At 39.4% G+C, this 13441-nt stretch carries 15 protein-coding genes; 5 read left to right on the top strand and 10 right to left on the bottom strand.

Annotated features, from left to right (window positions below):
• Positions 1-111: 111 nt before the first annotated feature.
• The 5 genes from LC574_RS05790 (at position 112) to LC574_RS05770 (ending at position 4241) form a co-directional block, all read left to right on the top strand.
• Positions 112-255 (top strand): hypothetical protein, encoded by a 144-nt coding sequence (locus LC574_RS05790; RefSeq protein WP_229451946.1) that lies wholly within the window; start codon positions 112-114, stop codon positions 253-255.
• A 648-nt stretch (positions 256-903) separates the two neighbouring features.
• Complete coding sequence (locus LC574_RS05785) at positions 904-1413, top strand: RNA-binding protein (RefSeq protein WP_229451944.1); 510 nt, start codon at positions 904-906, stop codon at positions 1411-1413.
• A gap of 494 nt (positions 1414-1907) precedes the next feature.
• Positions 1908-2342, top strand: a complete 435-nt coding sequence (locus LC574_RS05780) for a SufE family protein (RefSeq protein WP_229451942.1) — start codon at positions 1908-1910, stop codon at positions 2340-2342.
• 102 nt (positions 2343-2444) lie between these two features.
• A complete protein-coding gene (locus LC574_RS05775) occupies positions 2445-3359 on the top strand; it encodes an alpha/beta fold hydrolase (protein WP_229451947.1) in 915 nt (304 codons plus the stop codon).
• Between the two features lie 144 nt (positions 3360-3503).
• Entirely contained in the window at positions 3504-4241 is a 738-nt protein-coding gene (locus LC574_RS05770; RefSeq protein ID WP_229451941.1) for a 2-phosphosulfolactate phosphatase family protein, read from the top strand.
• 116 nt (positions 4242-4357) lie between these two features.
• Here LC574_RS05770 and rfbD read toward each other — a convergent pair whose 3' ends face one another.
• The 10 genes from rfbD to LC574_RS05720 all read right to left on the bottom strand — a co-directional run.
• Positions 4358-5248 (bottom strand): dTDP-4-dehydrorhamnose reductase, encoded by an 891-nt coding sequence (gene rfbD / locus LC574_RS05765; RefSeq protein WP_229451939.1) that lies wholly within the window; start codon positions 5246-5248, stop codon positions 4358-4360.
• An 86-nt stretch (positions 5249-5334) separates the two neighbouring features.
• Positions 5335-5880, bottom strand: coding sequence for a dTDP-4-dehydrorhamnose 3,5-epimerase (gene rfbC / locus LC574_RS05760; protein ID WP_229451937.1), 546 nt, complete (start codon positions 5878-5880; stop codon positions 5335-5337).
• Positions 5881-5997: 117 nt separating this feature from the next.
• Positions 5998-7074 carry a glucose-1-phosphate thymidylyltransferase gene (locus LC574_RS05755; protein WP_229451935.1) on the bottom strand — a complete coding sequence of 359 codons (1077 nt, stop codon included), beginning with the start codon at positions 7072-7074 and terminating at the stop codon, positions 5998-6000.
• Positions 7075-7165: 91 nt separating this feature from the next.
• Complete coding sequence (locus tag LC574_RS05750; protein WP_229451934.1) at positions 7166-8260, bottom strand: glycosyltransferase family 1 protein; 1095 nt, start codon at positions 8258-8260, stop codon at positions 7166-7168.
• Complete coding sequence (locus LC574_RS05745) at positions 8260-9417, bottom strand: glycosyltransferase family 1 protein (RefSeq protein ID WP_229451932.1); 1158 nt, start codon at positions 9415-9417, stop codon at positions 8260-8262. Before LC574_RS05745 ends, LC574_RS05750 begins: the two co-directional genes overlap by 1 nt.
• 7 nt (positions 9418-9424) lie before the next feature.
• Positions 9425-10600 carry a hypothetical protein gene (locus tag LC574_RS05740; protein WP_229451930.1) on the bottom strand — a complete coding sequence of 392 codons (1176 nt, stop codon included), beginning with the start codon at positions 10598-10600 and terminating at the stop codon, positions 9425-9427.
• A gap of 17 nt (positions 10601-10617) precedes the next feature.
• Positions 10618-11187, bottom strand: a complete 570-nt coding sequence (locus LC574_RS05735; protein WP_229451929.1) for an HAD-IIIA family hydrolase — start codon at positions 11185-11187, stop codon at positions 10618-10620.
• Between the two features lie 65 nt (positions 11188-11252).
• Positions 11253-11825, bottom strand: coding sequence for a D-sedoheptulose 7-phosphate isomerase (gene gmhA / locus LC574_RS05730; RefSeq protein WP_229451928.1), 573 nt, complete (start codon positions 11823-11825; stop codon positions 11253-11255).
• Positions 11826-11834: 9 nt separating this feature from the next.
• A complete protein-coding gene (locus LC574_RS05725; protein WP_229451926.1) occupies positions 11835-12764 on the bottom strand; it encodes an NAD-dependent epimerase/dehydratase family protein in 930 nt (309 codons plus the stop codon).
• Between the two features lie 2 nt (positions 12765-12766).
• Positions 12767-13441 (bottom strand): methyltransferase C-terminal domain-containing protein (locus LC574_RS05720; protein WP_368736671.1); only part of this gene is annotated, 675 nt, incomplete at its 5' end.

The following is a 13441-nucleotide window of genomic DNA, read 5'->3' as shown; positions in this document are numbered from 1 at the left end:
AAGTCATGATGCTCCGCCAAATTACCGCCGCGCTACCAAAAACTTCTAGCTAACAATCTTAGTCATTGGTCATTAGTCATTAGTAGAGACGCGATTAATCGCGTCTGTACAATGGTCATTTGTCATTGGTCATTGGTCATTAGTCATTGGTCATTGGTCATTGGTCATTGGTCATTAGTCATTGGTCATTGGTCATTAGTCATTGGTCATTGGTCATTGGTCATTAGTCATTGGTCATTGGTCATTGGTCATTAGTCATTGGTCATTTGTCCTTTGCTAATGACAAAGGACTAAGGACAAAGGACAAATCAGAATGTAAACAAAAATTGCAGGTTTTCTTTCAAAGTGTTACATTTATTTACACAAACAATAGCAGGAGACATAACTCAGCACTACAGCTTAGTTGTGAATTCGGATGCTTTTCCCTCGCTCCATATCTTTTATCCTTCCAACACAGCAGGAAATTAACCAGCCAGTGGCTGGTTTTTGTTTCAAAATATGCTTCCTTGAATAAAAAAATGTGTTTTATGTTACGATGTAGTAATACTAACGTCGGAAATGTATGCGCTAAACTAGCTACGTAGAAAATACCGTGGTAATGTAAGGAATGGTATTTGATTCTGCGAAAAAAGGCATGGAAGAAAGCGTGTACTTTAGCAGGCAATAGGCTATTAAATTTACAATTCTTAGAATTAAGGTGTTATTAGCTCACCATAGTGTGGGCTTTTAGATTAAACAAGCTTGATCCCGACGAAAAACTGTATTGTTGTATAGGTTGACAGTTTCGAGCAAAAAAATTGGTTGATGGCAGTCTTGGTCAATAGCATCTATTTAATTAAAAGCCAAAGCCAAGTGATTGTTTTCTTGCCTTGCCATGTTCATTCAACTCTGGAGGTATAGTTCATGTCCATTCGCCTATATATAGGTAATTTGCCTAAAGAAGAAATAGATCGTCAGGATCTGCAAGCAGTTTTTGCAGCAGAAGGTGATGCTGTAACTACTAAATTAATTAAAGACCGTAAAACTGGCAAATGCCGTGGTTTCGGTTTTCTTACAGTCAACAACGACGAGCAAGCTGACGAAATTATTGAAAAATATAATGGTCAGATGTTCAAAGACACTCCGATTAAGCTAGAGAAGGCATTACCTCGGACAAAAGGTGATGAGGGCGAGGAGCAAGCTCCAAAACCAGTTACTCTTGCTGCTAGTAGTACCCCCACTCCTAGCCCTAATAGAGAAGGTAGCCGCCGCGAAAAAAGCTCTAAGAAGCCTCGTCGTGGCGGCGGCGGTGGCGGAGGTTCTCGTGAAAACAGCACCACAACCACTGATTCAGACGCTATTCGTCCAGATCCTCGTTGGGCTTCGGAATTAGAAAAGCTGAAGCAGATGTTAGCTGCACAAACTACGAATTAATCCTGATGGAGAGAAATTAAAAATTAAAAATCAGAATTTTTTTTTGATTTTTAATTTTTAATTATTGATTATTCCCTAGCACCGCAAGGCGGAAGTCAGCCCCTTCCTTACGGGACGCTGCGCGAACGGGGAAGTCAAAAGTCAAAAAGCTTTAATTTTGTAAGTGCGTAGACGCAGCCCGCCGTAGGCATCGCATTGCCAAATCGTGGAGAATTGAGGGTTAAAATTTAAACGCTCCAAGGGCGTCAATTTACGTAGAGAATTTGCTACCAATTATTAATATTTTTTACTTATAAAAAATTAAGTTTTTGTAATTAGACGGATTAAAAAATCTGGTCAATGCGAATGCGATCGCAATAATTATCTAGATTTGACAGGTTATAGCTAGCTGATATGCCAAAGTGAAGCGGAGGCGCGTAGGCGCATCCCGCCGTAGGCATCGCTCTAAAGATAATCTACACTCAAAGTGAGACCGATCATTTGCAGCTTCTGTTATGTCCTCAACTCTAGATTCTTTGCCACCTGCGCTCGCTAAAATTGTCCAGCGCTTTCAACGCGCTTCCGAACCGAAGCGACGCTACGAACAGCTAATCTGGTATGCTCAGAAGCTCAATGAGTTCCCAGAAGCTGATAAATTACCCGAAAATAAAGTTTCTGGTTGCGCGTCTCAAGTTTATATCACAGCAGCCTTGGATGACGGTAAAGTTGTGTTTCAAGGCGATTCCGATTCCCAGTTAACCAAAGGATTAGTAGGGCTTTTGGTTGAAGGATTACATGGACTAACGCCAAGTGAGATTGTCCAACTTACTCCAGATTTTATTCAAGAAACAGGTTTAAATGTTAGCCTGACACCTTCCCGTGCTAATGGATTTTACAATATTTTTAAAACCATGCAGAAAAAAGCATTGGAATCTAAAATTGGTCATTAGTCATTGGTCATTGGTCATTGGTCATTAGCAAAGGACAAATGACAAATGACAAAGGACAACTGACAAATGACAAATAAGGTACAACTACCAAAATTTAGTCTAATGTCAACAAATTTATTATCTACTTCTGTTGCTACTAGCTTTGGGGGAGTAGTTCAAGAATATCTGTGGAATTGGGAAAATCAACAATTACGCGTTGTTTATGAAACCCTCGGTAAAGGTTCACTGCTATTGCTATTACCAGCTTTCAGCACTGTTTCAACGCGCTTGGAAATGGGCGAACTTGCTAAGTTACTAGCTCCAAATTTTCAAATTGTAGCCGTAGACTGGCCAGGTTTTGGAGAATCTTCTCGCCCTAGCTTGAATTACAGGCCGGAAATATATCAGCAATTTCTGGAAGATTTTGTTAAAGCTGTTTTTAATAGTCCCATTACTGTGGTAGCGGCTGGTCATGCTGCTAGTTACGTTTTACAATTAGCTGTGAAACAACCTGCTACTTTCTCAAGAATTTTGTTGTTAGCTCCTACTTGGCGTGGGCCTTTGCCGACAATGGGGGCAAGTCAGCAAATAGCTGGCATTGTGAGAGGATTGGTGCGATCGCCTATACTTGGTCAAGCTCTCTACAAACTCAACACTACCCAATCTTTCTTAAGTTTTATGTACCGCCGTCATGTCTTTAGTGATGCGGCTAAAATTACACCCAGTTTCATTGAGAAGAAGTGGCACACGACTCAACAACCAGGAGCGCGATTTGCTTCTGCTGCCTTTGTGACTGGTAATCTTGATGCTGTACAAGAACAATCTGATTTTCTGGAACTTGTGCAGTCTTTAACTGTACCGCTCATGGTAGTAATTGGAGAATCCAGCCCCCCCAAATCACGAAAAGAAATGAACGCTTTGGTAGCCTTACCAGGAGTGAGAAGCGTTGTTATTCCTGGTTCTTTGGGACTACATGAAGAATACCCAGCAGTTGTTTTAGAAGCAGTTCAAGATTTTTTGCTCTCTCCAGAAAATTAAATTCTCACACCAAGACGCAAAATGACATACATTGTGCTTTTTGATGGTAAAAAATGCTTTGGGAGCAATTGATATTTAGTTAGTGACACCAACTAGGTAGAATGTTATTTGCGGCAGTAGTATTAAACTAGGTGTATCCAGCGCGTGAAGCTATTCGTATACCACACTCCTGAATTGACTCCAACGGGTAAAGCGCCAGAATGTGCGATCGCAGTCGATGTCTTGCGAGCCACTAGCACAATTGCGACAGTTTTGGCAGCCGGAGGCGAAGCTGTACAAGTATTCAGCGATTTAGATCAATTAATTGAAGTTAGCGAAAAATGGCCTTCTGAAAAACGTCTGCGGGCTGGAGAACGCGGTGGCGCGAAAGTAGCTGGCTTTGAGTTGGGTAACTCTCCCCTCGACTGCACACCAGAATTAGTGCAAGGGCGTCGCTTGTTTATTAGTACCACCAACGGCACTCGTGCCTTACAACGGGTACAAGACTCCCCAAATCTATTAGCAGCAGCCTTGATTAACCGGGCGGCAGTGGTGCAATTTCTTCAAAAGTTGCAACCAGAGACAGTGTGGATTGTCGGTTCTGGTTGGGAAGGCAGTTTTTCCTTAGAGGATACAGTTTGTGCAGGTGCGATCGCTCATAGTCTTTTACAACAAACCACGTTGTCACCAGAAGAATTAGCTGGTAACGATGAAGTAATTAGTGCGATCGCTCTTTACTCTCAGTGGCAAGATAACTTATTGGGATTACTTCACCAAGCTAGTCACGGTCAACGATTGTTGCGTCTTGACTGTCAGGAAGATTTAAAATATTGTTCCCAAACTGATATTTTAGATGTTTTGCCCATACAACGAGAAATAGGAGTTTTGAAAAGTCAAACGTAGAGACGCGATGAATCGCGTGTACCCAGAGGCGATTCATCGCGTGTACCAGAGGCGATTCATCGCGTCTCTAGAGAATAGGGAATAGAGAAGAAATTTAATTAACAATGCCCTATGCCCTATGCCCCATGCCCAATTTTCAAATCCTTAAGCATTTGCCGGAGTCTTTGTCGCCAATGGGGCGGATGTGTTTTTGAAATTGCTGAAATTTTTCCACAAGCAAGGACGGAATAGGCAGGGCGACGGGCTGGTGTGGGATATTCGGCGGTTGTAATGGGGACAATACGTTCAACTTTCAAAGGGAAGCCTAGCTGTTGTGCTTCTTCAAAAATGGCGACGGCAAAATCATACCAGCTAGCAATGCCGCTATTAGTGTAGTGATAACTACCCCTAATTTCTGGGGTTAACTGGGGAATTATTTGGGCTATGACTGTAGCTATATCTTGCGCCCAAGTCGGGCTACCTATTTGATCCGCGACGACACGGATTTCTTGGCGTTCTGCACCTAGTCGCAGCATGGTTTTGACAAAATTACTTTTGCCAAAGGTTCCATAAACCCAAGCAGTACGGAGGATGAGGTGATGGGCGCAAGTTTCCCGAATTGCTTCTTCTCCAGCAAGTTTGGTTTTACCATAAATACTCAAGGGATTAGTCGCATCGGTTTCCTGGTAAGGGCGATACCGATTACCATCAAAAACATAATCGGTCGAAATATGAATTAGAAAAGCTCCTAATTTTTGGCTTTCTTGGGCAATAATTAGGGGTGCGATCGCATTAATAGCGCTAGCTAGTTCGGGTTCGCTTTCTGCTTTGTCTACAGCAGTATAAGCAGCAGCGTTAATGATGATTTGCGGCTGTTTTAATCTGAGAATGTTGCGGAGGGTATCGGGTTGGGCAAGGTCTACTGTTGGGCGTTCTACTGAGATAAGATTGCCGTAGGATGGGAGTATTTGTTGCAGTTCCTTACCCACTTGGCCGTTGCTACCAATCAGCAAAATTAGTTTAGTCATTAGTCCTTTGTCCTTTGTCCTTTGTCCTTGTAACTATTAACCAATGACCAATGACCAATGACCAATGACCAATGACCAATGACTACTTAATCAAATACTTCAGCAGTTCTCAAAGGTTTCCCGGCTTGGTCTTTAGCTGATAAAATCGGTGGCGCACTCAAAGGCCAATCTATAGCTAAATCTGGATCGTTCCATAGAATTGTGCGATCGCCTTGGGGTGCGTAGTAATCTGTAGTTTTGTAGAGAACTTCAGCTATTTCTGAAAGCACGAGAAAGCCGTGAGCAAAGCCTGGTGGTATCCACATCAGGCGTTTGTTTTCGGCACTGAGTTCAGAACCCACCCACTTCCCAAAGGTAGCCGAACTTTTTCTAATGTCTACGGCTACGTCAAAGATAGTACCGACAACAGAACGAATAAGTTTACCTTGGGGTTGTTGGATTTGATAGTGCAATCCACGCAGGACGTTTTGTTTGGAGTAAGAGTGGTTATCTTGGACGAAGTTGGCAACAATACCTGTATCTTGAGCAAATTTTTGATGGTTGTAGGCTTCAAAAAAGTAACCGCGATCGTCTGCAAATACTTGGGGTTCAAGTTGTATAACTTCGGGAATTTTAGTATGTACAATACTCATTAATATTATAAGTAATTTGCCACAGTGTTAATTGTGAAAGTAATTTAATACTTGTTGTATTTTACAGGTATTAGAATAAGATTTTCACTGGGGCTTTTCTTGTTTTTAATAAGTAAATCACGTTAGTTCAATTTGACAGTCATCGCCAATCAGAAATCGCAAGGCTTTGGGGCGACGGGGTGCAAGACTCAATTGTGCCCTTTGTCCAATTACACTATCAATAATGCGTTGATGAATTCCGTCAATTTTAGCACCTTCTAAAATCACACTGTGTTCTAAATCGGTATCAATGAGTGTGGCATTGTTAGCAATGCTACTATAAGGCCCAATAAAGCAGTTTTCTAAATGACAATTGCTACCAATCACTACTGGCCCCCGAATTGTGCAGTTAATTACTTTAGATTCTGCACCAATTTGGACTCGTCCAATAATCTGACTTTGGCTATCAATTTCCCCAACAACTAATGCTGTCAGATAGGTGTCGAGAATCAATCGGTTAGCTTCTAATAAGTCATCTTTTTTACCCGTATCAAGCCACCAACCTTGGAGATTGTAGGCTAAAACTTGCTTTTCCTGATTAATTAGGTATTGAATAGCATCAGTAATTTCTAGTTCGCCTCTGGTGGAAGGTTGAATATTTGCGATCGCATCAAAGATGACTTGAGAAAAGAAATAAACTCCTACCAATGCCAGATTTGAAGGAGGAACTTTAGGTTTTTCAATTAACTGTAATACTCTTCCTGTTTCATCAACCTCAGCCACACCAAAGGCGCTAGGGTTGTCAACTGAATGTAAGAGAATCAAAGCATCTGGCTGTTGTTGGCTAAATTGTTGTAGAAAATAACGTAACTCACCTAATTGAATTAGATTATCGCCCAAGTACATGACAAAGGGAGAATCTGCTAAAAACGGACGGGCGACTTGGACGGCGTGAGCAAGTCCAGCTGGCTGGTCTTGTATAATGTAGGTGATGTTCGCTCCAAAGTATTCTCCATTTCCGGTTTTTGCTTGCACTTCTGCCCCAGTTTCCGGGCTGATGATAATGCCAATATCAGTAATACCAGCAGCGACCATTTCTTCAATGCCATACCATAAAACAGGTTTATTAGCAACTGGTACGAGTTGTTTAGCTCCGCTATAAGTGAGGGGACGTAGACGTGTACCTTTCCCGCCTGAGAGAATTAGTGCTTTCATAAGGATTTTGGATTAGTTATTAGTCAAGATAATCTTAAATTTTGACAAAATCCAAAATCCTTGCATCTAAATTCTGGTGTTAGTTTATTTTTTATAAATAACGGGATAAAACTTCGCCGGTTGCTTTTCCGGTTTTTTCCCAACTGAATTGTTGAGAGTGAGCGATACCTTGGCTAGAAAGGCGCGATCGCAACCCTAAATCAGTTGCAATAGTCTGCATTGCTTCTGTAATTTCTCCGGTGTTGTAGGGATTGATCAGAATCGCCGCATCGCCAGCCACTTGTGGTAAGGAGGAGAGATTGGAGGTAATGACGGGAGTACCACAAGCCATTGCTTCCAGGACAGGTAAACCAAAACCTTCCCAGAGACTTGGGAAAACCAGAGCGATCGCTTGATTGATGATTTTTGGCAATTCGCTGTAAGGAATATAGTCTAGGAACTTTACTTGATTAGTTATACCTAGTTCTGCAACTTGTGCTTTTAAAGTTGGGGTATAACGGCGATCGCTTGGCCCTGCTAACCATAGTTCGTAGTCTTTGCAGTTAGGTAACGCAGCAAAAGCACTGATGAGTCGCTGTATATTTTTGTATGGATCTTGGCGACCAATGTAGAGAAAGTAGTTGCGGGTGGGTAGATTTAGAGGGAAGAAGTGAGTGCGATCGTGAGCTAAAGGAATCGGAGTAATTTTGCTAGCGGGAATTTGGAAAAAATCAGTGATGTCCTTAGCAGTGGACTGGGAGTTGCAGATAACGTGTTCAGCTTGGGTGATGACTTGGGGAATGTAGTAGCGATGATATGGTGTCAAAGGAGAGAAGCGTTTGGGAAAGCGTAATGGGATAAAATCGTGAACCATTACCACAAAACGAGAGTTGCTATACAGAGGTGCTTCTGGAAGTGGGGAAAATAAGAGGTTAGATTTAAGATTTTTATAGATTTGCGGTAATTGAAATTGCGTCCAAAACAGGCGGCGAATATGACCTTTTGTACCTTGAGCAGGAGTCAAATTATCTGGAACTAGGTAACAGTTAAATTTGGAGTAGCTTTCGGCAGTTAATAAAGTAGGGTTAAGAGTTTTTAAATGAGGAAAAATATTTTTGGCATAGTTACTTATGCCTGTTGGACGAGAGAAAAGAATGGATAAATTTATAATTAATCTATTAGAGTACTTATGATTTACCATCTTCATTAAAGAATACTTCTATAAGCCTTTAAAGTTTCCTTTGCTGTTCTTTCCCAGGAAAATAATTTTGCTCTTGCTTTACCTTTCTCAATTAAATCTTGCCGTAACTGAGAATCACTAATTACTTTCAAGATAGCTTCAGCTAGTTGTATAGGGTCGTTAGGATCAATTAGTATAGCTGCATCTCCTGTAACCTCTGGTATGGATGAAGTATTAGATGTGACTACAGGTGTACCCAGCATCATTGCCTCCAATATAGGCAAACCAAACCCTTCATAATGAGAAGGATAGACGAAAACATCAGCTCTTGAGTAAAATAATGCTACTAATTCATCAGATAAGTAGTCAAAATGATGAATTTGGTTTTTCCAATGGGAATTCTCAATAGCCATGAATATTGGTTCGTACTTCCATCCCTTCTTACCAATCAATACCAATTGATGCTCAATTTTATATTTTGTCTTTAGAAAGTTAAAAGCTAAAATCACAGCATTGATATTTTTTCTCGGTTCTATAGTGCTAACAAAAAGTAGATATGGTTGAGAAAAATCATGCTCAACTTGCTTTTCTATATTCAGAATATTTTCAGCAGATAAGTAATCAGGATTGTAACGACTAGCTAGAGGAGTAACGTATATTTTTTCTGGCTCAACTTGGAAATATTCAATAATGTCTTTCTTAGAACTTTCGGAAACAGTTATAATTAAATCTGTCCATTTTAAGCATTGCCTAATCCGATCTGTATAGCTTCTAACTATCCAGTTAACAAAATTAGGATATTTTATATAAGTCAGATCATGAATTGTCATTATTTTTAAGCTTTTAGCACAGGGATATACTACATGATCCGTGCCATGAATGATATCTGGAAAGCCTAAATAATTTTCGTAATAAGAAATAATTGGATTAGGAAACTTAGATAAAATATGAGAAACACTAACTGGAACAGGTAATGTATAAACTTGAGTATCTAAATTGATAAGATTAGTTGCGATTAATCTACCCATTAACCAATTTTTTAGTCTAGGTTGATATACAATTCGCATCTGAAAATTTTCTGAATTTTGTAGCGCGTATAGTGTATAAATTAAATTATAAACGTATAATCCAATCCCACTAGGCTGGATGGTTAAAGATGTAGCATCAATTGCTATAGTTAACATTTTTTATTTATAAATTATATGAAGTATCAAATAATATTTGCATTTGTTGGGCATAACTTTCTACACTATGGAAATTTTGATAAGCTTTCTGGATTTCTTTTATTTTCTTTTTTACCGTTAAAGATTTTGATAAATTGATAATTTTACTTACAATTATGTCAGGCTGGCTCCATTCTATAATTAATTCTTCCATACCATACTTAGAAAGCTCTGTAGCCATCCAAGTACCTTTTGTGACAACAGGAATCTTACCTGCCATAATGCATTCAGTAAAGATACCTGATGTGCGTTCACTATATGCATCAGCATCGTATGGTAATAATATAATATTGCTAGTTTTTAACCATTTTAAATAATCTGATTTTGATAAATTATGGGGGATTAGTTCAACTCTAACACCACTAAAAAGGGGTGAAAGTTCAGAAGTGTTAGCAGCTACCACACATATTTGTTTTGCTTCTTCAGACACAGAAGTGATCAAAGATTTTATGATATCCCATCCCTTCTCTGCTCGTGGCGCTCCCGGCCACCAACAGATTACTTCATTAGTTAAAGGAGGAACAGCTTTAACATCTATAAAATCTGTGTGAGGTATTGGCATTACAGTCACTGGTTCGTTAAAGTAATTGGATAGTGACTTGCTTAAACTTTCACTGTCTGTAAGTAGATGAAATTTACCAGATTTTAAAATTCCTTTGATTAATTTGTTTAATACCTTGTAAATACTCCGAGTTTTATCTTTGTGAGTGTCTCTACGGTAAAGTAGCCAAACAGATAAATTTTCTTTAGGTATTATACATAAAGCAATTAGTAATCCTAGAAGTTGCACATGAATAAATCTTTCTATAAAAATTATGTTATATTTTGAATTAGGTAATATTTGTTTTTCTAAGTATTTTGCAATACTAAATCCTAACTTATAAATATCGTTATACTTAAATATCCTAATAATCGGGTTGATTTTTAATTCTAAATTCTCACCACTTAGACAAGCCTGCCAGTTAGCAGGTAAATCAACAATTTTTGGTTCTGATGCTACCGCTGCTACATGCTTCCAGCCAAGGAGGTTGGCAGCTTTGCTCACAGAAATATGATATGGAATTATATGACCTTCTCCTCCCATCAAATTGGGAATAATGGAAATCAAAATTGGTATTGAGTGACTGGCGTCATTTTGATTCATGCTTGCTCAAAAATCCATTAAACTGGAATTAGTCGGACTGTTTCCTTTACTTCATTAACCATATTAATTGCAGCTTGGTTATGAGATAGAGTTTCAGTTTTAGCCTCTGTTCTGCTTGTTAGTAAAAGTATTGGATTACAACCAGCATTAACAGCACATTCTATATCACTTAACGCATCCCCAATAAAAAATGAATTGGAGATTTCTACTAAATGTTTTTCGGAAGCTTCAAATATCATCTGCGGTGATGGCTTACGACATTTGCAGTTGTCAGATGGTTGGTGAGGACACATAAAAATGTCTTGAAACTTCACACTGAAGCGTTCATATTCTTGACGTATCTGAGTATGGACTGCTTCAACATCGCTCATGGTAAAGTAACCTCTGCCAACACCAGACTGATTTGTGATTACAATTAGTAAATATCCTGCATCCTGCCACTTTTTTAAAGTCTCACCAGCACCCACAGGAATTTTTACCTGATTAGGATGGCTTAAATATGGAACATATTCTATTAAAACACCATCTCTGTCTAGAAATAGAGCTTTATTTGGTTTATGAGTAAAATAATAATTATTGCTTGTCATAAACTGTAAATTACCACTTAGACAAAGAATTATTTTAAAGTCTGTTTGGTCAAATAAAATAAATTTTAGTAACCTGTTTTTGCAAATAACTGTAATTCCACTTGTTCGCAAATGCGATGGTATGTAATTACATGGATTTCTTGTATTAGTGGTGTATTTTGTTCCTCAACAAACAAAGGATAGTCCACAATAGGTTTTGTTATTCCTCCACTATTACCTATCATTCCTATAGTGCTAATTCCTAGCTTTTTAGCTGTCTCTAAAGCGCGAATGACATTTTTGGATTTGCCAGAGGTGGAAATTCCCCAGAGGATATCTCCCGGTTTACCTAAAGATTCCACTTGTCGGGAGAAAACAGTTTCAAACTCATGATCGTTTGTCCAAGCTGTAATTATAGCCGGGTTGCTCCCAAGAGCGATCGCTGGTAAACCTTTACGATTGATCAGGAAGCGTCCTATAAACTCAGCAGCTATATGTTGTGCGTCAGATGCCGAACCTCCATTCCCACAGATTAACAAGGTTCGCCCTTGTTCAAACCGTTCTACAATCAAACTAACTACTATATCTATAGCTTTGCAATACTCTGGTGTAAAAGCGGTTTTTAAACCTTTAAGTTTATCTTGAACCCAATAATCCAAAGTTTTTCCTCACTTGTTGTCTGGTAACAGTTTTTCTTTTTGCGTCCCAAACCACTCAATTGTTTTTGTCAGTCCAACTTCTAGAGACGTCAAAGTTAAATCAGGAATATATTGTTGAAGTTTCCCAACAGCTAAACACTTAGATTTAGCACCAACATAGCGCCCAGTGTCAAATTTAATTCCGTTAAAGTCATAGTCTACTTTCTCACAAATCAGCTTGGCAAAGTGTCTAATAGTAAACTCTTCACCCGCACCAATGTTTATTAATTGGTTATCCACGCTGGCTGCTAGTTGAATCATGATGTTGACGAAATCATCAACAAAAACGAGTTCTCTAGATTGATACCCATCTCCCCAAAGGATTACGGGTTCACCATAAAGTTTAGCGCGAATAATCTTGCGGATCAGGTCAAAGATAAAATGCATCTGTCGGCCATCTGTGTGATAGCCTGGACCATATAGTGTTGAGGGAACCAAGCAAAGGTATTTCAAGCCAAATTGTTTATTTAATGCCAGATGTCCTGCATACAACATCCGCTTAGTCATCGCGTAAGTAAACAGGCTATCTATAGGTATTCCCGTCAGATAGTTTTCTTCTACTAGTTCTAAGTGGGGGGCGTAAGCGCAACTAGTACCCATACTAATCAACTTTGCTTGAGGTTGATACTTTTGCCACCAAGTGAGTACGTTTGTATTAATTTGCTGGTTGATAATCCACTGCTCACCAGGATGATACAGGCAGAAGTCACCAGCCTGAGTCCAAGCAGCTAAATGATATATATGATCGTAGGCTTCCTGCTTAAATTTCAATAGAGAATCTTGCTGAGTGAGATCGCAGTTTTTGGAGTTCAAGCGGACTAGTTCATGCCCTTGAGCTTCCAGCTGCGAACAAAGTATTGTCCCAAGAAAGCCTGTAGCACCAGTGACAAGAATTTTCATCGTTAAGTGTCCTTGGGATTGACAGGAAAGTAAAATTCTACTCCTTTTTTAATTAAGTGTTGGTTATTAGACAAAATTTCTTTTTTAAAGTTCCAGGCTAGCACGTAGTAAATATCTGGCAATTCCTGTAGCTCACCTTCAATAACTATAGGAATATGCATTCCTGGTGAGTAAAGTCCACGTCGCAGTTCGTTCTTTTCCACAAGGCAATTAATATACTCCGTTCCCACACCAAAATAGTTCAACATTGTATTGCCTTTGACGGGCGCACCAAAACCAAAAACTTGCTTACCCTGTTGTTTCGCTTCTTGCAAGTAGGCAAGGTTTTCACTCTTCATCTGTTGAATTCGTTGGGCAAATTCTAGGTATGTTGATAATTCGTTACTTTTGTGGTCTACTTCTGCTTGACGCATAGCTTGCAGGCGATCGCTTGGTTCTTTCTTCCCTTTGTGTGTAACATAACCAATAATAGAACCGCCGTGAATCGGTGAGAGGTAGGCATCAAACATGGATAAACCATGTCTGTTTAAGAGTACCTCAATAGTGTTGAGATTGTAGTAGAGTAAATGCTCGTGGTAAATTTGGTCAAACGCTAAATTCTCTACAATGCGTTTCATGTAGAGAAACTGAACTACAAAAACTCCATCATCCCGCAAAGCTTCACGAATACCTTCGGT

This window comes from Nostoc sp. CHAB 5715, from assembly GCF_020829685.1.
In the GTDB taxonomy this organism is placed as follows: domain Bacteria; phylum Cyanobacteriota; class Cyanobacteriia; order Cyanobacteriales; family Nostocaceae; genus Nostoc.
The sequence above is the reverse complement of the archived record's forward strand: the minus strand, read 5'-3'. Positions and strand labels throughout refer to the sequence as shown.

Bases quoted from the DNA above. Each gene is read 5' to 3' on its own strand.
- rfbC (WP_229451937.1), bottom strand. From the start codon at position 5,880: ATGAGTATTGTACATACTAAAATTCCCGAAGTTATACAACTTGAACCC.
- LC574_RS05750 (WP_229451934.1), bottom strand. From the start codon at position 8,260: ATGAAGATGGTAAATCATAAGTACTCTAATAGATTAATTATAAATTTA.
- LC574_RS05745 (WP_229451932.1), bottom strand. From the start codon at position 9,417: ATGTTAACTATAGCAATTGATGCTACATCTTTAACCATCCAGCCTAGT.
- LC574_RS05790 (WP_229451946.1), top strand. From the start codon at position 112: ATGGTCATTTGTCATTGGTCATTGGTCATTAGTCATTGGTCATTGGTC.
- LC574_RS05755 (WP_229451935.1), bottom strand. From the start codon at position 7,074: ATGAAAGCACTAATTCTCTCAGGCGGGAAAGGTACACGTCTACGTCCC.
- rfbD (WP_229451939.1), bottom strand. From the start codon at position 5,248: ATGACTAAACTAATTTTGCTGATTGGTAGCAACGGCCAAGTGGGTAAG.
- LC574_RS05740 (WP_229451930.1), bottom strand. From the start codon at position 10,600: ATGAATCAAAATGACGCCAGTCACTCAATACCAATTTTGATTTCCATT.
- LC574_RS05735 (WP_229451929.1), bottom strand. From the start codon at position 11,187: ATGACAAGCAATAATTATTATTTTACTCATAAACCAAATAAAGCTCTA.
- LC574_RS05775 (WP_229451947.1), top strand. From the start codon at position 2,445: ATGTCAACAAATTTATTATCTACTTCTGTTGCTACTAGCTTTGGGGGA.
- LC574_RS05785 (WP_229451944.1), top strand. From the start codon at position 904: ATGTCCATTCGCCTATATATAGGTAATTTGCCTAAAGAAGAAATAGAT.
- LC574_RS05780 (WP_229451942.1), top strand. From the start codon at position 1,908: ATGTCCTCAACTCTAGATTCTTTGCCACCTGCGCTCGCTAAAATTGTC.
- LC574_RS05725 (WP_229451926.1), bottom strand. From the start codon at position 12,764: ATGAAAATTCTTGTCACTGGTGCTACAGGCTTTCTTGGGACAATACTT.